This window comes from Brevibacillus gelatini (assembly GCF_003710935.1).
Taxonomy (GTDB): Bacteria; Bacillota; Bacilli; order Brevibacillales; family Brevibacillaceae; genus Brevibacillus; species Brevibacillus gelatini.
Genome location: NZ_RHHS01000046.1, coordinates 21744 through 44738 on the forward strand (window position 1 = coordinate 21744; position 22995 = coordinate 44738).

At 52.9% G+C, this 22995-nt stretch carries 20 protein-coding genes; 2 read left to right on the forward strand and 18 right to left on the reverse strand.

From position 1 onward, the window contains the following. Window positions 1-48: 48 nt before the first annotated feature. The 4 genes from EDM57_RS18570 to ftsE form a co-directional block, all read right to left on the reverse strand. Window positions 49-1527, reverse strand: coding sequence for a S41 family peptidase (locus EDM57_RS18570; protein WP_122906185.1), 1479 nt, complete (start codon window positions 1525-1527; stop codon window positions 49-51). Between the two features lie 97 nt (window positions 1528-1624). After that, entirely contained in the window at window positions 1625-2824 is a 1200-nt protein-coding gene (locus tag EDM57_RS18575; RefSeq protein WP_122906186.1) for a murein hydrolase activator EnvC family protein, read from the reverse strand. A 25-nt stretch (window positions 2825-2849) separates the two neighbouring features. Then, complete coding sequence (gene ftsX, locus EDM57_RS18580; RefSeq protein WP_122906187.1) at window positions 2850-3746, reverse strand: permease-like cell division protein FtsX; 897 nt, start codon at window positions 3744-3746, stop codon at window positions 2850-2852. Then, on the reverse strand, window positions 3736-4422 hold the full coding sequence (gene ftsE, locus EDM57_RS18585) for a cell division ATP-binding protein FtsE (RefSeq protein WP_122906188.1): 687 nt from the start codon (window positions 4420-4422) through the stop codon (window positions 3736-3738). The genes ftsX and ftsE overlap by 11 nt, the downstream gene beginning before the upstream one ends. 350 nt (window positions 4423-4772) lie before the next feature. Between ftsE and EDM57_RS18590 the strand changes: the two genes are divergently transcribed. Continuing rightward, window positions 4773-5930 carry an iron-containing alcohol dehydrogenase gene (locus tag EDM57_RS18590; RefSeq protein ID WP_122906189.1) on the forward strand — a complete coding sequence of 386 codons (1158 nt, stop codon included), beginning with the start codon at window positions 4773-4775 and terminating at the stop codon, window positions 5928-5930. 58 nt (window positions 5931-5988) lie between these two features. Here EDM57_RS18590 and argH read toward each other — a convergent pair whose 3' ends face one another. The 4 genes from argH to EDM57_RS18610 all read right to left on the reverse strand — a co-directional run bounded on the left by argH (window position 5989) and on the right by EDM57_RS18610 (window position 11021). Further along, entirely contained in the window at window positions 5989-7434 is a 1446-nt protein-coding gene (gene argH, locus EDM57_RS18595; RefSeq protein WP_122906190.1) for an argininosuccinate lyase, read from the reverse strand. Beyond that, window positions 7431-8690 (reverse strand): argininosuccinate synthase, encoded by a 1260-nt coding sequence (locus EDM57_RS18600; RefSeq protein WP_122906191.1) that lies wholly within the window; start codon window positions 8688-8690, stop codon window positions 7431-7433. Before EDM57_RS18600 ends, argH begins: the two co-directional genes overlap by 4 nt. Window positions 8691-9148: 458 nt before the next feature. Continuing rightward, window positions 9149-10486 carry an HD-GYP domain-containing protein gene (locus tag EDM57_RS18605; RefSeq protein WP_122906192.1) on the reverse strand — a complete coding sequence of 446 codons (1338 nt, stop codon included), beginning with the start codon at window positions 10484-10486 and terminating at the stop codon, window positions 9149-9151. Further along, window positions 10470-11021: a DUF5317 domain-containing protein gene (locus EDM57_RS18610; RefSeq protein WP_122906193.1), complete on the reverse strand. Its 552-nt coding sequence runs from the start codon at window positions 11019-11021 to the stop codon at window positions 10470-10472. The genes EDM57_RS18605 and EDM57_RS18610 overlap by 17 nt, the downstream gene beginning before the upstream one ends. Here EDM57_RS18610 and EDM57_RS23440 point away from each other — a divergent pair. After that, entirely contained in the window at window positions 10921-11193 is a 273-nt protein-coding gene (locus tag EDM57_RS23440; protein WP_170163473.1) for a hypothetical protein, read from the forward strand. The genes EDM57_RS18610 and EDM57_RS23440 overlap by 101 nt on opposite strands. Window positions 11194-11455: 262 nt before the next feature. Here the strand turns inward: EDM57_RS23440 and argF are convergent, their stop codons facing one another. The 10 genes from argF to EDM57_RS18660 form a co-directional block, all read right to left on the reverse strand. After that, entirely contained in the window at window positions 11456-12427 is a 972-nt protein-coding gene (gene argF, locus EDM57_RS18615) for an ornithine carbamoyltransferase (RefSeq protein ID WP_122906194.1), read from the reverse strand. Continuing rightward, a complete protein-coding gene (carB, locus tag EDM57_RS18620) occupies window positions 12372-15614 on the reverse strand; it encodes a carbamoyl-phosphate synthase (glutamine-hydrolyzing) large subunit (protein ID WP_122906195.1) in 3243 nt (1080 codons plus the stop codon). The genes argF and carB overlap by 56 nt, the downstream gene beginning before the upstream one ends. Beyond that, on the reverse strand, window positions 15607-16713 hold the full coding sequence (locus EDM57_RS18625; protein WP_122906196.1) for a carbamoyl phosphate synthase small subunit: 1107 nt from the start codon (window positions 16711-16713) through the stop codon (window positions 15607-15609). The genes carB and EDM57_RS18625 overlap by 8 nt, the downstream gene beginning before the upstream one ends. 205 nt (window positions 16714-16918) lie before the next feature. Next, complete coding sequence (locus EDM57_RS18630; protein WP_122906197.1) at window positions 16919-18100, reverse strand: aspartate aminotransferase family protein; 1182 nt, start codon at window positions 18098-18100, stop codon at window positions 16919-16921. 13 nt (window positions 18101-18113) lie between these two features. After that, window positions 18114-18914: an acetylglutamate kinase gene (gene argB, locus EDM57_RS18635; protein WP_122906198.1), complete on the reverse strand. Its 801-nt coding sequence runs from the start codon at window positions 18912-18914 to the stop codon at window positions 18114-18116. Window positions 18915-18927: 13 nt separating this feature from the next. Continuing rightward, entirely contained in the window at window positions 18928-19968 is a 1041-nt protein-coding gene (gene argC, locus EDM57_RS18640) for an N-acetyl-gamma-glutamyl-phosphate reductase (RefSeq protein ID WP_122906199.1), read from the reverse strand. A gap of 159 nt (window positions 19969-20127) precedes the next feature. After that, a complete protein-coding gene (gene cccB, locus EDM57_RS18645) occupies window positions 20128-20490 on the reverse strand; it encodes a cytochrome c551 (RefSeq protein WP_122906200.1) in 363 nt (120 codons plus the stop codon). 81 nt (window positions 20491-20571) lie between these two features. Then, complete coding sequence (locus EDM57_RS18650; RefSeq protein WP_122906201.1) at window positions 20572-20841, reverse strand: YciI family protein; 270 nt, start codon at window positions 20839-20841, stop codon at window positions 20572-20574. Window positions 20842-21073: 232 nt separating this feature from the next. Continuing rightward, window positions 21074-22187, reverse strand: a protein-coding gene (prfB, locus tag EDM57_RS18655; protein WP_122906202.1) for a peptide chain release factor 2 whose coding sequence is annotated in 2 segments (ribosomal slippage) — window positions 21074-22105 and window positions 22107-22187 — 1113 coding nt in all. Because the reading frame shifts where the segments join, the coding sequence is not laid out codon by codon here. Window positions 22188-22311: 124 nt separating this feature from the next. Next, window positions 22312-22761, reverse strand: a complete 450-nt coding sequence (locus EDM57_RS18660) for a hypothetical protein (RefSeq protein ID WP_122906203.1) — start codon at window positions 22759-22761, stop codon at window positions 22312-22314. Window positions 22762-22995: the final 234 nt, after the last annotated feature.

Consider the following 22995-nt stretch of genomic DNA (forward strand, 5'->3'; position numbering starts at 1 on the left):
TTATGATTTCTACGGAATAGAGGGAATTCCCTGCTTCCTAATCCTTGATTATTTTCCCTGTTTGCCAGTAACAACATCCAGAGCCTTCTGCAATTGCAGGTCATTCTCCGGCTTGCGCATGGTTTCACGCAGGCTTTCTTCGAGCTGACTGCGTGTCGCCGCGTCCACTTTTCCGGTTACAGGCAGCTTTTTCGCCGTCTGGAACTGCTTGACCGCCTGTTCGGTCTTTTCGTCAAAGTAGCCGTCATCGCGGCCTGGCGACAATTTCAGTCCGGTCAGGATCAGTTGCAGATTCTTCACATCAGCGCCTGCCATGTCACGGGCCAGCTCCTTATCGGCTGGCAACTGTGTGGCATTGAAATAATCAGGCTGCGCCACCTTGAAGTCCGGCTCGATTCCTTTTTGGTGAATCCATTCGCCGCTCGGCGTAAGCCATTTGGCAATCGTCAGCTTCAATTGGCTCTTGTCCGTCATTTCCATCGTGCTTTGGACAGTGCCTTTGCCGAAGCTCTTTTCACCGACCAGCTTGTAGTTGCCGCTATCGCGCAATGCCCCCGCCAAAATTTCCGAGGCGCTGGCACTGCCGCCGTTAATCAGGACAGAGATCGGATACGGTTTGGCAGCATCCGTTGTCGAGCGGTACTCTTCTTTTTGCTGCCCGCCCGCACCGTACTCAATGGCAACGATGACGCCTTTTTTCGGTACGAGCACCTCGCCGATTTCCTTGACGGCGAGCAAATAGCCGCCCGGGTTGCCACGCACGTCGATGACGAGCCCGCCGATCCCCTTTTTCTCCAGGGCAGCAAGCTGCTCCTTGAAGTGCTTGGCTGTTTCGGTCGAGAACTGGGTAATGCCGATCACCCCGACTTTTACGCCGTTTTTCTCGATAATTTGGCTGTTAACCGTTTCGATTGGAATATCGTCACGAATGCACACGATGGTGAGCGGTTCTGCCACGCCTGCACGCACGACCTTCAGAACGGCTTTCGTTCCTTTGGGGCCGCGAATTTTGGTCACGGCCTCGTGCAAGTCCAGACCCTCCAGCGACTCTCCGTTGACGCTCAAAATCTGGTCGTTCGGTCTGAGGCCCGCACGCTCGGCAGGAGAGCCTTTGAATGGCGAAACAACAGTGACCCGTCCGTTTTGCATGGTGACTTCTGTGCCGATCCCCTGGAAAGTAGAATGCAGCGTCGAAGTAAATTCTTCGGCTGATTTCGGGTCCATGTAATCGCTGTACGGATCTTCCAAAGCGCCGACCATGCCGCTGATTGCGCCTTCTACCAGCTGTTCATTGGTAACCGCTTGAATGTAGTCTTTTTTGATCGCCGTAAAAGCTTCATACAGCTTTTTGAACTCCTGGGGATATTCCAAGCTTCCCGAAAACATCGCACGGGTGGAAGCAGTCAATGCCCCAGTCTGGGTTGTGTTCGCGCTGGCTGATGTCTTCATCAACGCGATGGTCAAAAAGCTGCTGGCCACCATCGAGATGAGCACAAGCGCCAATACGGTACGTCCTTTCCATCTCACTACTCACGTCACCATCCTTTGTGCTCCCGGCAAAAAGATATGCTGCTAGTGTATGCATTTGCCGTTAGCAATATTTGTCTGGCTGCCCGCTGCTGGACTATTTCAGGTACGGCATAGGATTGACGGCAACGTCGTTTTTGTAGACGGTAAAGTGAAGGTGGTTTCCGGTAGAGCGGCCAGTAGAGCCTACTTCGGCGATTTTTTGGCCTCTCGATACGGATTGTCCCACAGAAACCTTGATGCCACCCTCGCGAATGTGTCCGTAAAGCGTGGTGATCTCCGCACTGTGTTTAATCATTACCGTATTCCCGAAGCCATTGGAATACCCTGCAAAAATGACGACCCCGTCAGCCGCAGCCAAAATCGGCGTTCCTTTTGAAGCTGCCATATCTACACCATTATGCCCAGCTGAACGGCCTGTAAACGGGTCTTTCCGCATCCCGAAGCCTGAACTGAAGCGAAATAGTCCATCTGCAATCGGCAAACCGAGCTTGCCGCCCTTGTACCCTGTACTGGACGCGCTCATCGCCCGCACACGCTCCGCATACTTCGCGGATTCCTGGCGTGTAAGCTCAATCAGTTGCTGTCCGTACTGCTCCAGGTCTTCTTCCAGTGCAGCCTCTTTCTTCTTCAGCTCGGCCTTGACCACAAGACTTTGCTTGTACTGCTTGTCCAGCTCAGCCTTGAGCGCTTCCGCCTCGTCGAGCATTCCCGCGTACACGGTCAGTTGATGCTCGATTTCTTTTTTCTTCGTCTCAATCGTTTCTTTGTCGCGAATATTGTCTTCTAGGATACGCGTATCCTGCTCAAGAATCAACTGCAACCCTTCCATGCGGGTCAGAAAATCGCCAAAGTCGGTCGACCCGAGCAGCACGTCCAGGTACGAGACATTTCCGCGCTCATACATGGATTTTACCCGGGTTTTCAAGAGCGTTTCCCGCTTCGCTACCCGTTCCTTCGCCTCGTCCAGCTGATCTTGCGCCTCGGCCGCTTTTTCCTTTGTTTCATTCATTTGCTTTTCGAGCTTGTCCAGCTTGTTTTGCGTCTCGTTGCGGCGCAGGTCGATCGTCATCAGCTGTGTCTGCAAGTCCTGCTGTTCCTTTTGCACGAGACTGATTTGCTGTTCGGTCTGCTTCATTTGCTGTTGCTGTTGTTTTTTCTTTTGCTGGATTTCCTTCAACTCGCGGTTGATCTTGTCCAAAGAAGCCTTGCTGGCTGCCCAGCTCACGTTAGTCGGGATCGCAGAACCAGCCAGAAGGCCGGTGATTAAGAGTGTGTATAGGATTCTCTTTCTCATGATACTCCTCCCACGTTTTCCAATGTTAAATTCGCAAGAAGCGGCGCACGGACACCAAGCTTCCCCAGATTCCGATAAACGCGCCAATCGCCAGCAAAGCGAGGGCTACCTGATACACCAATGGGAACAGTGGCAACAGTTTGAACAGTTGGGAGGCTTCGAAGCTGGCATTGATCGCGTCCAGCAAGTAGTAATAGCCGATTGTCAGCATGATAATCGGGATCAATGCCCCGCACACTCCCATCAGCAGTCCTTCCACAAAAAAAGGCCAGCGGATAAACCAGTTGGTAGCGCCAACCAGCTTCATGATCTCGATCTCTCGGCGTCTCGCAACAATCGTCAGTTTGATTGTGTTGGCAATCAAGAACATGGCGGTAAAGCCAAGACCGATGATGAAGGCAATTCCGACGTTTCTCAAGGTGTCAGTGGCAGCGAACAGTTTTTCAACCGTCCCCTCGCCGTAATTCAAGCTTCTGACCGATTTCATCTGCTTGATTTGACTGGCGACAACCGGCGTATCCTGCGGCTGCTTCGTCTTGACCACAAACGAATCCGGGAGCGGATTTCCGTTTTCCAAGCCATCAAACAGGTATGCCTTGTCGCCCATGCTCTCCTTGAAGCGCTTCAAGCCTTCGTCCTTGGAGATGAACTCTACCGACTCCACAGCCGGCATGCTGCGCACGCTTTGCTCAAATTTGTCCAAGTCTTCCTTGGGGGTAAGATCGGCCATGAAGACGCGGATTTCCACTTGTTTTTCGACCGATTTTGCAAAGTAGTTGACATTCATTGCTAAAATAAGGAAAACACCCAAAATGAGAAGGGTGATCGTAACGGCACTGATTGACGCGAACGACATCCAGCCGTTCCGACCGAGGTTTTTGACCCCTTCACGGACATGGCGTCCCAGCGTTCTAATCTTCATAACCGTAATCCCCTCTCTGCTCATCACGGGCGATCTGTCCTGCCTCGATGGCAATGACCCGCTTTCTCATCGTGTTGACAATCTCCCTGTTGTGCGTCGCCATGACGACCGTCGTTCCGCGCTGGTTGATTTCCTCAAACAGCTTCATAATCTCCCACGACGTCTCCGGATCGAGGTTTCCCGTCGGCTCGTCAGCGATAATGATGCCTGGGTTGTTCACCAACGCCCGCGCGAGAGCCACCCGTTGCTGCTCGCCGCCAGACAGCTCGCTTGGCAGCATTTTCGCCTTGTGCTTCAATTTGACCAATCCGAGCATGTCCATGACACGCGGTTTGATCTGCTTTGGACTGCTCTCAATCACTTCCATCGCAAATGCGACATTTTCAAATACCGTAAGTGTCGGCAACAGTTTGAAATCCTGGAAGACAACCCCGATGCTGCGGCGAACGAGCGGAATTTGCCGCTCCTTGATCCGGCTGACATTGAACCCACCGAGAAAAATCTGGCCCTTGGTCGGCTTCTCTTCGCGGTACATCAGCTTGATGAACGTCGATTTTCCCGCTCCGCTCGGTCCCACCACATACACGAATTCGCCTTTTTCAATCCGAATGTTGATACCCTTCAATGCATTCGTGCCATTCGGGTACGTTTTCCAAACATCAAACATCTCGATCAAGCAAATCACATCCTACATAGTCAGATCCTTCTATATTCTCTTGATCCTGATTTTTGTTTTTCCGCCGAAAATGCTGCTTTTTCAGGCAAAATCGACAAAACCCCTCTTTCCCTTGGGCAACCGTTGCCATACCTTGTTGAAAAACGGCCGAGTTACCCATCTTATTTATTATACCACCCTGTTTCGCGGATGGTATCCACTAAATCTCTCATTTCTTGTCGAAACCGCCTCATTTCCCTGCCATCCGACATGAAATGTGCAAAAAGTCGCGGCAGCACATCGCTTGCTGGTACGGATCAGGGCAGTTCGTTACAATAAATGTATGCAAGATTGATGGGAGGAACTGGAAGATGGAAAATTTCGTTTACTATAACCCGACACAACTCATTTTTGGCCGCGGACAGTTGGCCCAGCTGGAGGAAAAAGCCAAGCAACTCGGCAGCAAAGTTTTGCTCGTATATGGCGGCGGCAGCATCAAGCGCTCCGGTCTGTACGACAAAGTCATCGCGCATCTGCAAGCTGCCGCCTGCCGCGTAGTGGAACTGCCTGGCGTGGAGCCTAACCCTCGGCTCAGCACAGTGAAAAAAGGCATTGACCTGTGCCGGACAGAAGGGGTCGACTGGATTCTCGCTGTGGGCGGCGGCAGCGTGATTGACGCGGCCAAGGCAATCGCGGTCGGCGTCCCCTACGAAGGCGATGTGTGGGATTTTTACTCGCGCAAGGCAACAGCCGAAAAAGCCTTGCCGCTTGGCACCGTCCTGACGCTTGCCGCAACCGGCTCAGAAATGAACAGAGGCAGCGTGATTACCAACTGGGAAACAAAAGAAAAGCACGGGGCTGGCACGACCTTCCCGACCTTCTCCATCCTCGATCCGGAAAATACGTTCAGTGTCCCGCGCGATCAGACGATCTATGGCATCAGCGATATTTTGTCGCACGTATTTGAACAGTATTTCACACATACAACCGAGATTCCGCTCCAGACGCGTTTCGCCGAGTCGATCATGAAGACGGTCATTGAAAACGCAGAGCGCGTCCTGGAAAATCCGCACGACTACGATGCCCGCGCCAACATCCTGTACTGCGGAACGATGGCACTCAACGGCACACTGCCTGTCGGCGTGACAACCGACTGGGCTACCCACTCCATCGAGCACGCCGTAAGCGCCATTTACGACATTCCGCACGGCGGCGGTCTGGCGATCATCTTCCCGAAATGGATGCGCTATGTCTATCGCGAAAACGTAGCTCGCTTCGTCCGCTTCGCCGTGGAGGTGTGGAATGTCGATCCCGCCGGCAAAACCGACGAGGAAGTAGCGCTGGAGGGCATTGCCGCGACAGAAGCGTTCTTCGCCCGCATCGGTGCACCGACTCGTTTGGCAGACTACCAAATTACGGACGAGCATTTGGAAGAAATGGCGGAAAAAGCGACGCCGTTTGGTCCGATTGGTCAGTTCAAATCCTTGACCAGTCAAGACGTCCGCGAAATTCTGCGCATGTCATTGTAAAAAGGAAAACAACGCCGCACTCTTCACACGAGAGATGCGGCGTTGTTTCGTTTTCTCGTTACGCTGGTGATCCTACGTCAATCAGCGATTCAATCATCACTTTTTGGCTGTTTTTATCGACCCAGGCATGTGTCTCTTTCAATTTTTCCTGATACCAGGCAATCTGCGCTTCTACCTGATTGCGCGCGGTTCCGCCCAGCACGTTGCGGGCGTTCACGACGGTTTCGACCGCCAGCGCGTCGTACACATCTGCCCCGATGACGCCCGAAAAGCTCTGGAACTCTTCCAGCGTCAAATCCAGCAAATACTTTTGCTGTTCAATGCAGTACAGGACCGTTCTGCCCACGACCTCGTGAGCCTGGCGGAACGGCATGTTTTTGCGCACCAGGTAATCCGCCAAATCAGTCGCGTTAGAAAAGTCGTTGGTGACAGCCTGACGCATGCGCTCTGTCCGCACCTGCATCGTCTTAATCATCGGCGTCAGCAAAGCGAGAGCGCCGTGGATGGTCGCCACCGTATCGAACATGCCTTCCTTGTCTTCCTGCATGTCCTTATTGTAGGCGAGCGGCAAGCCTTTGAGCACAGTCAACAGACCAAACAGGTTGCCGTAGACACGTCCTGTTTTTCCGCGTACCAGCTCGGCTACGTCCGGATTTTTCTTTTGCGGCATGATGCTGGAGCCTGTGCAGAACGCATCGTCCAGCTCCACGAAAGAAAACTCCTGGCTGCTCCAGATAACCAGTTCCTCACACAGACGGGACAGATGGGTCATCAGCAAGGAAGCATCCGCCAAAAACTCCACGATGAAATCGCGATCGCTCACCGCGTCCATGCTGTTTTGGTAAATGCCGTCAAACTGCAGCATGTCCGCGACAAACGTCCGGTCAATCGGGAAGGTCGTGCCTGCCAGAGCGCCAGCGCCAAGCGGCAGCACATTCACCCGTTTCCATGTTTCCGTCATCCGTTCAATATCGCGCTGCAGCATGGAGACATACGCCATCAGGTGGTAGCCGAACAAAACCGGCTGCGCACGCTGCAGGTGCGTATAGCCTGGCATGACCGTATCGAGATGCTGTCCGGCCTGCTCCAGCAGCGCTTCCTGCAAATACATGGCCAGCTGGATGATCTCCATCAGCTTTTCTCTCAGGTACAGGTGCATATCGAGTGCGACCTGGTCGTTGCGGCTCCGTCCGGTGTGAAGCTTGCCCCCCACCGGACCGATTTCCTCAATCAGCATTTTTTCGATATTCATATGGACATCTTCGTGCGCAACCAAAAATTCCGCTTGCCCGCGCTCGATTTTGTCTTTGACTTTTTTCAAGCCGGCGATAATTTGACGTACTTCCTCCATCGGCAGGATGCCGCACTTGCCCAGCATGGCAACATGAGCCAGGCTGCCGACGATGTCCTGCCGCCACATCTTCTGGTCAAAAGAGATAGAAGCTGTATATTCTTCTACGAGCTGATTCGTCGGCTTCGTGAAGCGTCCTCCCCACAGTTTCATTGCGTGATCGCATCCTTTTCATCCAAAATCTTGATCGCGGTGTTTTTGTTTTCATGCAGTACGCCTTCGTTCACTTCTGCGTACACTTTTGTTGGCAAGCCCCACAGCTTGATGAAGCCGAGCGCCGCTTTATGGTCGAACTGGTCGCCAGCGTTGTAGGTTGCCAACTCATGGCTGTAGAGCGAAGAAGCGGACTTGCGGCCTACGACGATGGCATGGCCTTTGTGCAGTTTCACGCGCACGACGCCCGTTACATGCTTTTGCGTCTCTTCGATGAACGCCTGAATCGCGTTGCGAATTGGTGAATACCACAAGCCTTCGTAGATAACTTGCGCCATTTTTTGTTCGATAATCGGTTTGAACTGCGCTACTTCACGAGGCTGGGTCAAAAATTCCAGCTCGCGGTGCGCCAGGATCAGTGTAGTGGCAGCAGGTGTCTCGTACACTTCACGGGATTTGATTCCCACCAGACGGTTTTCCACATGGTCGATGCGGCCAACGCCGTGATTTCCGGCAATTTTGTTCAGCTTCAAAATCAGTTCGGACAAAGGCAGCTCTTCGCCGTTCAGGGCAGTCGGCTTGCCTTGGACAAACGTGATTTCGATTTCCTCTGCTTCTTCTGGAGCATCTGCAATCGACTTCGTCAGATCGTACGCGCCTTCTGGCGGCGCTGCCCACGGATCTTCCAGAACGCCGCACTCGCAGCTTCTGCCCCACAGGTTTTGGTCAATGCTGTATGGATTGTCCAGGTTGATCGGGATCGGGATATTGTTCTTTTTCGCGTATTCGATCTCTTCATCGCGAGTCCAGCCCCATTCGCGAACGGGCGCCACGATTTTCAGGTTCGGATTGAGCGCTGTGAAGGATACGTCGAAGCGCACCTGGTCGTTTCCTTTGCCCGTGCAGCCATGCGCTACCGCAACCGCGCCTTCTTTTTCCGCGATCTCAACCAGCACGCGGGAAATCAGGTAACGGGACAAAGCGGATACGAGCGGGTACTTGCCTTCGTACATCGCGTTTGCTTTCAGGGCCGGCAGAACGAATTCTTCTGCAAAAGCTTCCTTCGCATCGACGATGATCGATTTGAGCGCGCCTACTTGCAGCGCTTTTTTCTGAACGAAATCCAGGTCTTTTCCTTCGCCTACATCCAGCGCAACCGCGATCACGTCGAAATTGTAAGTGTCTTGCAGCCATTTGATCGCTACTGATGTATCTAAACCGCCAGAATAGGCCAACACAATTTTATCTTTTGCCATCATTCTCTCTCCCCGTTTCGAAGTATCACTCATGTGAGTAATTATACAAACGAGTTAATAAAAATACAACCATTTTTCTTGTTTATTCGCGATATTTTCGCAGACAAAATCAGGAAGCGCTTTCCCGGTGAAAAGGCGGTATCCTGTCTGGCGCTTTTGCTTTTCGGTTTGTCGTCCTGGTTTCGCGGTGGCTTGTTGTGGCTTTGTAGCAAGGAATGCGGGTGCCTAATTGCTGCTCTCGGTTTAGGTTTTTGTGTATGAATATTCTGTTTATTATGGATCTGTATTCTTTATTTATTGATTGAGCGCGCAATCAAGTGCCTTGTCCCATGCATAGAAACGTTTTTATGCAAAAAAGGTTGTATTTATGCACGATGTTGCTCTCCTGATCTGCCAGCTCTCCCGAATCTGACCGTAACTTAAGAAGCGCCCAAACAAAAAACAGTTACAAGAGGCAGCTAGCTGTTTGCCTCCTGTAACTGTTTTTTTGGATTCGATTCTTGCCCAATAATGCGCTGCAGTTCCTCTCGCGGAAGTCTTTCCACTATCGCGACAAAATGGCTGGCCAGTTCCGGATCGAACTGCGTTCCTGCTCCTCTTCGTATTTCCTGAAGGGCTTCCTCGACCGGCAATCCTTTTCGATAAGGCCGATCTGCCACCATCGCATCGAACGAATCGGATATGGCCAAAATTCTCGCAATGAGCGGGATCTCATCCCCCTTCAAACCATCAGGGTATCCTCTGCCGTCCATTCGCTCATGATGGGATCGTATCGCAGGCAAAAGCTCATGAAACATGCCCGCCTGCAAAATAATTTCATATCCAATCACCGTATGCTGTTTAATCTTATCGTATTCCTCAGGTGTTAATTTTCCTTTTTTATTGAGAATCTCATCTGCGATGCCAATCTTGCCTATATCGTGCAGGATACCCCCAACATACACTTCCTCCACCTTATCCGCAGGCAATCCAATTTCTACGGCAATTTCCTTTCCCCAGTGAGCAACCCGTTGAGAATGTCCGCTGGTATAGTGATCGCGGGCGTCAATGGAGGCTGCCATGGCTGTCAAAAAATTGTGGTTAAAAGATTTGACCTCTTCAACCTTTTGTTGAAGCCTTTGAAGATTCTCGTAGTAATGATGAAAGACATGGCTAATTGTATAAAATGCAATCATCATCGGAATCAATGTCAGTGGTCCGTAAGTCTCTACCAGCCTGGCACCTACGCCTGCTAAAATCATAAGCAATAAATAAGTAGAGGTGAACCCCTTGGCCATCGCCTTGACTGTTTGGATCCAACTGTTTTGATAGAAGTAAGATATCCCTAATCCACATAACATAAGGTTTACAAACCAGTAAACTACTGCCAAAAATATATCCGATATGATGGGAGAGATTGTACCGAAACTGTTAATCCACTCATTCAAAGTAGCTACTACCCAAATCGTCATTAGTAGCTGCCCAATGTTAAAAGCTGCTTTTAAAGGATGAATCCTTCCCAGAAAAGCAATGATAATCGATTCAATTAACGCAGTCCATACCCCTACCCAAACACCGTATAACAAGATCCCCGAAAAAATGACAGCATTATTTACTGTCAAAATAGTGTTGGAAATTCGCACAGGCGAAAAACAGGAAAAGATAGTGAGGAGAGTATAGGTAAACAATACTCCCCAATGTTCTCTGGGCTCCCATTCCGATATTGAGCTGTAAGAAATACAGATTGCAGCTATAACAAAGCCAAACTGCACTACAATGCCCTTTATCAGATTTGAGAGATTAATTTTTTGTCGCATATCTTTTACCTTCATGAAGCTGTAATAGCGAGATAGGTTTATTCATCAAACGCTGAACTAGCAAAAAGGCTCCTAACATAATAAAGATATCCCCAATACTGATTACCCTTGGAATAATCAAGGGCATGTAAATTACATCGGTTAAAAATGGCAAATTCGAACTTTCCGTCAATACACTGTGCTTAAAATTCGTTCCGTTGATAACAGGCTCTAAATCATATGGTAACTTTTTTGCTTGCTCCAAATCTATAGGCATTTTTCCATTGTTTGTCCAAATAGCAATAGCATTTAGAAACCATCCGATCAAAAATATGCGCATGTCTTCGAACTCTCTGTTACATATCAGGAACGCTAATATAAATACATACGCGATCGAAATGAAAATGCCTCCCACTGTAGGAAAAAATGCAGCGCAAACTTGGAGAACAATCGTAATGACGAGCAATACAACTTTCTTAAACTTGGGAAATTCCTTTATTCTCCCCCCTCGTATTAAAGCAACAATAAAAGATAAACAAATTACATCCAAAAGCATGCCGCTTGCCTCCAAAGATTTAAGAAAAAACACCACTCAAGCAAGCGGTGTTTCCTCGAAAAATTTATTATCCGACATGGAAGTTTGCAGAAGTAGCAGCAACAATCGCTACCACCATCAAGATCGCTGCGAACCATTTTTTCATCTCGATTTCCCCTCCTTACGTGCATAGTGGAGAAAGCTGGCTTCGCTACTGGTTTTCAATCAGAGGCCAAGCGACCAGGTACAGCCTCTGCACCGTCTTTCCTTTCGCACTGGTTGCGAGAAGGGCGGATTCGCTACTGGCTCCATACAGACCAAGCGACCAGGTACAGTCTGTATTTCCTCGCAACTTTCCTGACTATATTTTACACATAAGTGTCAAAATTCGGCAATGATAGATTCGTAGTCTATTGGATTTAATTCCGATTAGTTCTATCCGACTGGCACTATGTTCACACCAGCGCTGCCAAAATCGCCTTTTGCGCATGCAGGCGATTTTCCGCCTGATCGAAGATGACGGAGCGCGATCCGTCGATGACGCCTGCGGTCACTTCCTCGCCGCGATGGGCTGGCAAGCAGTGCAGGAAAAGGTAATCGCGGTCTGCTTCTGCCACCAGTTCTTCATTCACCTGGTATCCGGCAAACGCCTTCATCCGCACTTCATTTTCCGCCTCGAAGCCCATGCTGGTCCAGACATCTGTGTATACAGCGTCCGCCCCTGCGACTGCTTCTTTCGGATCGTGCGTCACCATCATTTTTCCGCCGCTCTGTTTCGCGTACTTGGCGGCCTTTGCCACGATGGCCGCATCCATCTCATAGCCGGCAGGTGTCGCCACACGCACTTCCAGGCCGAGCAAAGCGGCTGCGAGAACGAGCGAGTTGGCTACGTTGTTCCCGTCGCCCACATAGGCGAGCTTGACGCCTTTGAGCTTGCCTTTGTGCTCCCAAATGGTCAGCATGTCGGCCAGAGCCTGGCATGGATGGTACAGGTCGGTCAAGCCGTTGATGATCGGGATCGAGGCGTGCTCGGCAAGCTCTTCCACATAGGAGTGGGAGAACGTGCGGATCATGATCGCGTCCACGTAGCGGGACAGCACCTTTGCCGTGTCGCTGATCGGCTCTCCGCGGCCCAGTTGCAGCTCTTTTCCGCTCATGAACATGCCCAGCCCGCCGAGCTGGTGCATCCCTACTTCAAAGGAAACGCGCGTGCGCGTCGACGCCTTGTCAAAAATCATTCCCAGCGTCTTGCCCTGCAAAGGCTGGAACGGCTGTCCCAGCTTTTGCAGCTGCTTGATGTGCGCCGCGAGATGGAGAAGCTCCATCAGTTCGTCGCCGTTAAATTCATCGACACGCAGAAAGTCTTTTCCTTTATGCTTTTGCAGGGGCAAGTTTTGAAAGTGTTCCAATATCTTCACTGGCTGCATGAGAGCCACCTCTTTTCATCATAATGGACTTCACATATAACGAGAATGTATCTGTTGCACAGAACAGCGGAACTCCTTGCTGCACCATCCGGCTGCGCAAGGCAAATCCTCTTCTGCCCTGTTGATTTCCTTTTGTAGCGGTGACTAGTGCAAAGGCTGCCTGTTCTTTTTGCAGCAGTTGGTTCCAGGCTGCCTCATCTTCCACGACATGCTTGACCGCAACGCCGGATGCTTTCAGCCAGTTGGCCGTGCCCGCCGTCGCTGCGAGCGTGGCGCCATCTGCCTGAAGCTGCCCGATCAGTTGACCGATCTCTTCCTTCTTGTCCGCATCCGCCAGGGAGATCATGACGAGCTGACCGTTTTTCCAGTCGCCGTACAGGTTGTCTTTGAAGGCAAATGCTTTTCCTGCCGCTTCCTCAAACGTCCGTCCGAGTCCGAGTACCTCTCCGGTCGATTTCATTTCCGGGCCGAGTACCGGGTCCACGCCGTTCAGCTTGATCGTCGAGAACACAGGAGCTTTGACGACGGCAAAAGGAATCTCAGGCAACAGCCCGGTTCCGTAGCCCATGTCCGCCAGCTTTTCTCCCAACTGGGCGCGCACAGCCAACTGGACCATCGGGATGCCCGTCACTTTGCTCGTGATCGGCACCGTCCGGGATGCACGCGGGTTAACCTCCAGCACATAGACGGTATCGTTGTCGATGACGAACTGAATGTTGAGGAGACCGACCGCTTCCATTTCCCGTGCGATTGCTTCTGTGTAGCTGGCAATTTTGTGCTTGATCTCATCCGAGAGCGCCGGAGCCGGGAACAGCGCCACGCTGTCGCCAGAGTGAATGCCCGCTTTTTCCACATGCTGGAAGATGCCCGGGATAATGACGGACTGCCCGTCGCAGACCGCATCGACCTCTGCTTCCCGGCCTGGAACGTATTTGTCCACCAGGAGCGGGAAAAATGCTTCGCTTTGCGGATGATGGAGCCATTCGTTAATCGTCGCTGTCAGCTCTTCGAGATTGTTCACGACTACCATGCCTTGCCCGCCGATGACGTAGGAAGGCCGCATCAGAACCGGGAAGCCGATTTCCTCCGCAATCGCTGTTGCATCTTCCAGGGACGAAACACCTTTGCCCGGGATATGCGGGATGTTCAGCTTGCGCAGCATCGCGTAAAACAGCTCGCGGTCCTCTGCGCGCTCAATCGCGGTCAGCGCTGTGCCCATGACCTTCAGCCCTGCTTGCTCCAGCTTTGCCGCCAGATTGATGGCCGTCTGTCCGCCGAACTGAACCATGACGCCCTCTACCTGTTCGCGCTCGGCGACATGCAGCACGTCTTCTACATGCAACGGTTCAAAATAAAGGTGGTCGGCTGTTTCGTAGTCCGTACTCACCGTTTCCGGGTTGTTGTTCACCACGATGGCTGCGATTCCGCTTGCTTGCAGCGCTTTGGCGGCATGCACGGAGCAGTAGTCAAACTCGATGCCTTGTCCGATGCGGATTGGCCCGGAGCCGAGCACGAGCACTTTTCGCCCGGTCAGCGTTTCTGCTTCGTCTACACCTTGCCAATCCGAGTAGTAGTATGGAGTCTGCGCATCAAATTCGGCTGCGCACGTATCGACAATTTTGTAGGTTGGCGTGATGCCTGCTTGCTCGCGCTGTTGTTTGATTTGCTGCGGCGTTGCTCCTACCAGCGAAGCAATCGTTTCATCCGCGAAGCCGCTGCGCTTTGCCGCAAGCAACAGCTCTGGCGAAAGCGTACTGCTGTCGTGTGCGGACAGCTCTGCCTCCAGATCGACGATTTTGCGCAAGCTACGCAGGAAAAACGGATCGACGCCTGTGAGGCTGTGCAGTTCTGCTTCTGTGAAGCCTTTGCGAATCGCTTCGGCAAAAACGAACAGGCGGATGTCGGTCGCGTCCTGCAACGCCTGTGCAAGCTGCTCGCGCGTCCAGGTGGAAAGCTCCGGACGGGACAGGTGCGTGCAGCCCTGCTCCAGCGAACGAACGGCTTTCAACAGTCCCGCTTCCAGATTGCGGGCAATCGACATGACTTCGCCTGTCGCCTTCATTTGTGTCCCCAGCTTGCGATCCGCATGCGGGAACTTGTCAAACGGGAAGCGTGGAATTTTCACCACGACGTAGTCCAGTGCCGGTTCAAAACTGGCGTAGGTGTAGCCGGTAATCGGGTTGATGACCTCATCCAGCCCGTAGCCCAATGCCAGCTTGGCCGCGATCCGCGCGATCGGATAGCCCGTCGCCTTGGAAGCGAGCGCACTTGAGCGGCTCACCCGCGGATTGACCTCAATCAGCACATAGCGGTCTGAGTGCGGATCGAGCGCAAACTGAATGTTGCAGCCACCGACGACACCGAGCGAGCGAATCACTTTTGTCGAGGCGCTGCGCAGCATCTGATACTGCCGATCTGTCAGCGTCTGCGACGGCGCGACGACGATACTGTCTCCCGTGTGAATGCCTACGGGGTCGAAGTTTTCCATATTGCAGACGATGATGCAGGTGTCGTTTGCATCCCGCATGACTTCATATTCGATCTCTTTCCAGCCTTTGACACTGCGCTCGATCAGAACCTGCCCGATGGGGCTGGCAGCAATTCCGCCCGCTGCGACCTTGCGCAAGGCTGCCTCGTCTTCCGCGATACCGCCGCCTGCACCGCCCAGCGTGTAAGCAGGACGGACGATGACGGGATAGCCGATCTTGTTGGCGAATTCGATAGCCGCCTCGACAGATTCCACGGTATCGCTCTCAGGAATAGGCTCGCCGATTTGCTGCATCAACTGCTTGAACAGTTCGCGGTCTTCCCCGTTTTGAATGGCGGCAAGCGGCGTACCCAGCAGTTGGACGTTGTACGCTTCCAGCACGCCTGCCTCTGCCAGCGCAACAGCAAGATTCAGTCCCGTCTGTCCGCCCAGTGTAGGCAAAAGCCCGTCGGGACGCTCTTTGGCGATAATCGCTGTCACCGCTTCGACCGTGAGCGGTTCCAGGTAAACTTTGTCTGCGACCTGCTCATCGGTCATGATCGTCGCCGGGTTGTTGTTCACGAGGACAACCTGCACGCCCGCTTCCTTCAGCGAAAGGCAGGCTTGCGCGCCGGCGTAGTCAAACTCTGCTGCCTGGCCGATGACGATCGGGCCGGAGCCGATGACCAGAACTTTATGAATGTGTGGCAATTTAGGCATATCTCTTCGCTCCTACTACACGCATCGATTGCAAGAATTGGTGGAATATATGGGACGTATCGCTCGGTCCTGGGTGCGCCTCCGGGTGGTACTGCACGCTGAAAACGGGCAGGCTCACATGGCGCAGCCCTTCGACAGAGCCATCGTTTACATTGCGGTAAGATACGGTGAGCTGGCGTTTGTCCAAAGATTCCTCCTTGACGACGTACCCGTGGTTTTGCGAGGTCATGTACACCTTGCCAGTCACCAGGTCTTTCACCGGATGATTGCTGCCGCGATGACCGTACGCCAGCTTCTCGGTTTTGCCGCCGTACATCAGCGCCAGCACCTGGTGTCCGAGACAGATGCCCAATGTCGGGTACTGCTCAACCGCTTTTCGCCATTCGCTGCAATACGCCAGCAGGTGCTCCGGGTCGCCAGGGCCGTTGGAAAACAGCAGGCCGTCCGGCGCGAGCGCGTTGATTTGCGCAAAAGAAGTGTCGAACGGTACAACCGTCACACGGCAGCCCAGCTCCAGAAGCGAATCGAGAATCGATTTTTTCATCCCGAGATCGATCAGCACGACATGCTCTCCGGTTCCCGGGTAACGTTCGATTTGCTGGGTGGATACATTGGCTACCAGCGATTTTTTCGCATGCTTGTAGCGCAGGGACGCAACCTCTGCCGCTTGCATCGGCTGATCGGAAATGACCCCGAAGACCGGACCGTTTTGCCGGACGCGCTTCGTAATGGTTCGGGTATCGATTCCGGCCAAAATCGGGAAGCCGAATTCTTCTGCCGCCTGGGCCAATGTTTTCGTCGATTGGTAGTGACTCGGCTCGGTGCACAGCTCGCTGACGATCATCCCCGTCAGAGCCGGCTTGGCCGCTTCGTAGTCGCTTTCGTTAATGCCGTAGTTGCCGATCAGCGGATACGTAAAAGTCACGATCTGGCCTGCAAAGGAAGGGTCTGTCATGACTTCCTGATAGCCAGTCATTCCTGTATGAAAAACCACTTCGCCGAAGCCGTCAATCGGCGCTCCGTAAAGCTGGCCCGCAAATACTTCTCCGCTCTCCAGCGTGAGGTATCCCGTTCCCAGCGATTGATTATCTCTAGTCATTGATGAAGCCACTCCTCTCCAATAGGCAAGAGCCAACGCCTTTTGGCGCATCTGTTCAGGTGTATAACTCATTCACGTTCATGTCGTTCATACCGAAACTTTATGCAACTCTTTGTATTAATATACATTCAGCATTATAAAAATGCAACGAGTTTTTTGACTTTGCGTACTCGTTGCATTTTGGAAAATCAAGCCATATGCGCGGTCAGGCTTGGGACAATGCCTCGCCGAGCGCCGCTATTGCCTGCTTTACCTCTTCGTCAGTCGTGATGAAGGAAGGCAGCAGACGGACTACTTGCGGACCGGCTGTCAGCAAAATCACGCCTTTGCTGCGTGCATAAGCAACCACATCTCCTGCCGGAATCGCAAGCTCCACGCCGAGAAGCAAGCCTTTGCCCCGAACGGCGACGACCTTGTCGGGATGTTCGGCATGCAGCTTTTCCAGCTCATGCATCAGCACGTCGTGAATATGGGCTACCTTCTGCAAAATTTGCTCCTCTTCCATAGTCGCCAAGGTAGCGATTCCCGCCGTCGCCGCCAACGGATTGCCGCCAAACGTCGTTCCGTGCGACCCTGGCGAAAAGGCTGCTGCCACTTCCTTCGTGGCGACTACAGCGCCAATCGGGAACCCGCTGCCCAATCCTTTTGCCAGCGAGATCGCGTCCGGCTTTACTCCGTATTGCTGAAAAGCGAACCATGTTCCGGTGCGGCCAATTCCTGTCTGAATTTCGTCCACCAAAAGCAGCAAGCCGTGCTCGTCGCACAAGTCGCGCAGCGCTTTGACCCACGCTTCTTCTGCCGGATGCACGCCGCCCTCGCCCTGAACCAGCTCCAGCATGATCGCGCACGTCTTGTCCGTGATCGCTGACTTGACCGCCGCAAGATCGTTGTACGGTACGGTAACAAACCCCGGCGGCAACGGCGCAAAGCCGTCCTTGACCTTTTCCTGCCCGGTCGCCGTCAATGTCGCCAGCGTCCGCCCGTGAAAAGACTGCTCAAAGGTAATGACTTCGAAGCGATTCTCACCCTTCACCTTTTGCGCGTAGCGGCGGGCCAGCTTAATCAGCCCTTCGTTGGCTTCCGCCCCGCTGTTGCAAAAGAACGCCTGATCCAGCCCGGACAGACGGCTCAGCTTTTCTGCCAAAATCTCCTGCTGCGGAATGTGCACCAGGTTGGAGCAGTGCCACAGCGTATCGAGCTGTTCGTGCAGCTTGGCTGTCACTTTTGGCGGAACATGCCCCAAAGACGTCACCGCAATTCCCGAAGTAAAATCGAGATATTGATTCCCCTGGTCGTCCCACACCTGATTTCCCTGACCTTTGACCAGACTGATCGGCCATCTCGCATAGTTATTCATCACATGCACAGGCGCTGTCACTGTACTCATGTTCATTCCCTCCCTAGTTCGCGTGATTCACGTTCATTCTGACTGTGGTTCCGACTGCTTCCCCTGCACATACGCCGAGAAGATCCTCCGCCGTCCCCCGGCAAATGACCACCTGGTCTACTCCCTCGCCGAGCGCATCCAGTGCTGCCTGGACCTTCGGGATCATTCCGCCGCTAATGATTCCGGACTGAATCATGTCCTGAATCTCCGCCGCGCTCGTCTGCGCTACGACTGCCTTGGTGCCGTCTGCTTGCGGACGCAGAATGCCGGGAACGTCTGTTACCATGATGAGCTTTTCCGCCGCGAGTGCGGCTGCAATCGCTCCTGCGGCCACATCGGCGTTGATGTTGTACGTATCCGCTCCATCCTCGCTGACGGACAGCGGCGCAATCACCGGCACGTAGCCTTGCGCCAGAATCGTTTGCGGTATCGTCGTATCGGCTTTCGTAATTTCTCCTACCCAGCCGAGCGGCTTTGCCGTTTTTTGCGCGATGAGCGTCTGACCGTCAATTCCGCTCACGCCCCACGCCTTGGCACCTGCCTGCGTCAGCCGTCTCACCAGCACCTTGTTGATGCTGCCGCACAAAACCATTTCCACAACGCGCAGCGTATCCTCACAAGTTACACGCAGCCCGTCGACAAACTGGGGAACGATCTGAACGCGGTCCAGCATGTTGTTAATCGCGGGCCCGCCTCCGTGTACGATGACGATCTGCCTGCCTTCCTGCTGCAGCCTGGCGATCGCCTGAAAAAAAGAATCGGGCAGCTGATCCATGGTGCTTCCGCCGCATTTGATGACGATGATTCCCTGCATTGTTTCTCCCCCTCTACGGATACACCGGAACGAGCGGCAGTCCCGTTTTTTCCGGCAGTCCGAACATGACATTCATGTTTTGCACGGCTTGGCCTGCTGCGCCCTTCATCATGTTGTCGATCACCGACAGCAAAACAACGCGCCCTGTGCGCTGGTCCACATGAATCGCAATATCGCAGTAATTCGAACCGTAAACCTCTTTCGTCCGCGGATGGCTTCCGGCCGGGCGCACACGGACAAACGGCTTGTCGGCATAAGTCGCTTCATACAGCTCCTGAATTTGCGCCTGGGTCACATCTGCAGTCAGTTGTCCGTAAGCAGTGACCAAAATGCCGCGCGTCATCGGCACCAGATGCGGAGTAAACTGGACGACTGTCTCCACGCCGCTCTGCTTTTGCAGCTCCTGCTCAATCTCTGGCGTATGCTGATGGCTGCCTACCTTGTATGCGTGAATGCTCTCATTGATTTCGCTGTAATGCACGCCAAGCGACACCCCGCGGCCAGCCCCGGACACACCTGACTTGGCGTCAACGATCCAACTGTTTGACTGCACCCAGCCGCTTTTCATCAAAGGAATCAAGGCGAGCAAGGTCGCTGTCGGATAGCAGCCCGGATTGGCAATGAGTCTGGCCCCCGCAACCTGCTCCCGATTCCATTCTGTCAGGCCGTATACGGCTTGTTCTACGTAGCTTGCGGGCGCTGGCTGCTTTTTGTACCACGCCTTGTACACCTCGCCTTTTTCCAGGCGAAAATCTCCGGACAGATCAATCACCTTCACGCCGTTTTCTACCAACTGCGGAGACAATCCGGCACTCACGCCCGCAGGTGTAGCGAGAAAAATAAGATCGTTTGCGGCGCTCATGCTTTCTGCGTCAATCGGCAAAAGCTTTGGCAATCCCAATCCCGCTACGTGAGGAAAAGTTTTTTCCAATCCCTCTCCCTCTGCGGAGCTTGAATAAACATTCGCTATTTCAACATGGGGATGTCCAGCCAGCAGACGGATCAACTCCGCACCGCCGTAACCGGTTGCCCCAACGATTCCGACCCGAATCATGCCCCTCTCTCCTTCTTCCTATCACCGACTTGTATTTTTATACATGAATAATAATAAAAATTCAAATGAAATACAACTGGCAAATCTGACGCATGCAGGGCAGTTTCATGCAAAAAACGCCCAGGTACTGTACCTGAGCGTCCTTTGTCCAACTCACCATTATTTTTTGTCTGCAAGCCAGGCAGCGATGTTTTCCGCGTCTGTCCCTTTTACCAGACCAGGCGGCATCGAGCCTTTTCCGTTATTCAGCACTTCCAGAATCTGCTCCTTGCTCAGCTGGCTGCCAATTTTTTGCAAATTCGGCCCGACAGCACCTTCCAGCGATTGTCCATGGCAGCCTGCACAGTTGTTTTTAAACAACGCTTCTGCCGTCGCCGCATCGTAGCTGCCAGATGGAGCTGTTGTCGAAGGTGTTTCGGCAGCAGGGGTTTCAGCAGGGGGCTGTGCCTGCTGATTACCGCCACAGGCAGCAAGCGAGAATGAAAGTACAGCCGCAACCGTAATCAGTGGGATGCGTTTCAAGGCTGTTCCCTCCTTTTTATAGGAATTCTTCGCTCAGTATACCTCCACGACGCGCTCTTCATTCCTGTCACGCTGCAAATTTCAGGACAAGGGCAGTTCGAGCGGATTCCATTCCCGCAGTTCCAGTGTCCGCGCGCCTTCTACAATAACCGGATCGCCTTCTGCCAGCTTGCGTGCTTCCTCCAGAGACTCGGCCTTGTAGATGACCATGCCTCCCTGCTTGTCTGTGAATGGACCAGCCATCACCACTTTCCCCTGCTTGTACAAATCATTGATATACGCCAAATGAGCCGGTCTGATTTTCGCATTCAATTCCTGATCGACAATCGGCAACAAAGCGACATACAACATGGATGAGCCCTCTCCTTTATTTTGCGTATTTGATTGCAGTATAACATATTTGCCAATCGGGGCATCGCAACACCGTTTCCGGCAGCTACTTTAAAGCGCACTTTCGGTGTGGAGTATTCAATCAGGCATCACCAAAAGACGGCATGGAAGCCATGCCGTCAGGTGGGATTTTTCGCTCAGAACGCTGCCAAAAGCATAAGCCTTGCAGCAAAGAGCGGCTGTATATACAGTTCTAGCGCTTGATCTGCGCGCGCAGGTAGGCGTCGATAAAAGCGTCGATTTCGCCGTCCATCACGGCCTGAACGTTTCCTACCTCCATGTTGGTCCGGTGATCCTTCACCAGACTGTACGGATGGAAAACGTAGGAACGAATCTGGCTTCCCCAGGCGATATCCTTCTGTTCGCCCTGGATGGCAGCCAATGTTTTTTCCTGTTCTTCCCGCTTTTTCTCGAACAGCCGAGCCGTCAGCATTTTCATGGCCCGCTCCCGGTTTTTGATTTGCGAGCGCTCGGTTTGGCATGTCACCACAATGCCTGTCGGCAAGTGGGTAATCCGGACAGCGGAGTCGGTCGTGTTGATATGCTGACCACCCGCACCACTGGAACGGTAGGTGTCGATCTTGAGGTCTTCCGTGCGGATGTCCACGGCATTGTCGTCCTCGATTTCCGGGAGAACGTTGCAGGATACAAACGATGTATGACGGCGACCGGAAGCGTCGAATGGAGAAATGCGCACGAGGCGGTGCACACCTTTTTCCGACTTGAGGTAGCCGTAGGCGTTGTACCCTTTTATCAGGAGCGTCACGCTTTTCACGCCTGCCTCATCCCCAGGCAAATAGTCCAAGGTTTCGACTTTAAAGCCTTTGGCATCTGCCCAGCGTGTGTACATGCGCAACAGCATGGAAGCCCAGTCCTGCGATTCGGTTCCACCCGCTCCCGGATGCAGTTCCAGAATCGCATTGTTTTTGTCGTACTGATCGCTCAGAAGCAGTTCCAGCTCAAAGCGTTCAAACGACTTTCTCAGCTCCTGGGTGCTGTCGTACAGGTCCTGAATGAGCGACGTGTCGCCTTCTTCGATGACCAGTTCCAGCATCACCTGGAGGTCTTCGTATTGGGAATCCAGCTTGCCCATCGTTTCGACGAGACTTTTGATGGCGTTCAGCTCGCTGATTGTCTTTTGCGCAGCTTCGTTGTCATCCCAGAAGTCTGGAGCCAGCATGCGCTCTTCCAGCTCGCCGATCCGCTCCTGTTTTGCAGGGAGGTCAAAGAGACCCCCTGATATCCGCTAAACGCTTAGCCATACTGGACATCTCTTGTTTGATGTCCGCAATATCAATCAATGCCATTTTTGCGAGTCACCTTCTCTTTACGTAAGCTACGTTTATTGTAACGTAATTCGCCAGATCCGCAAACCTGCCAACCTGCCGTGCGTAAAAAGCGTGAATCGCCGCTTGTCCGCCATCTGCCCTGCTAGGTAGCCATTGGCGGTGATGGCGAGGATCGCAAGTCGCGGACTTCGTGCGGTTGTTTGCTTTCCGGCTGCGGTGCCGCAACCACAGACAGATGCGACGGGCGAATTCGTGTCGCTTTCTTGCGGATGTTTTGCTGCATGCGCGATTGCTTGCGTCGTCCATGCTCTGCCGCCGCCGGACTTTGCTTTTGCTGATCGAGCATGCCTTTTGGCGAGATCAGCACGCCTGGCGTCCAGTTCGGCTCCGGTATCTCGGTTTTCAGCCGTTCTTCATAGAATACAGGATCTTCAGCCGTAAATACTTTTGGCTGCTCCCCTCGTTCCCCTTTGGCAATCCATTTTACTTTTTTATGCTCCGCTGCCGCTTTCAGCACAGCTTTCAGTGTATTCCCGATTCTTTCCATCACATTTTTGGTTTGTATGCCCATCACGTTGACTGTCGCTTTCATTGCCATTCCCCCGTCCCCGTGTATTTGGTAAAAAGTGTTGTACCTATGATTCTATGGATTTTTCCGGACATTTCCACCTGAATCGTTCGATGACTTTTACCAGTGTTAGACAAATAGGCCGATCATAACAAACACGGAAGAACAGATCGGGACGAATACTGTCTAGGCATCAGGAAACAGTAAGAAAATCTCTTGGGCGGGTTTTACCAGTCTACACAAACGGCGCAACTGCGC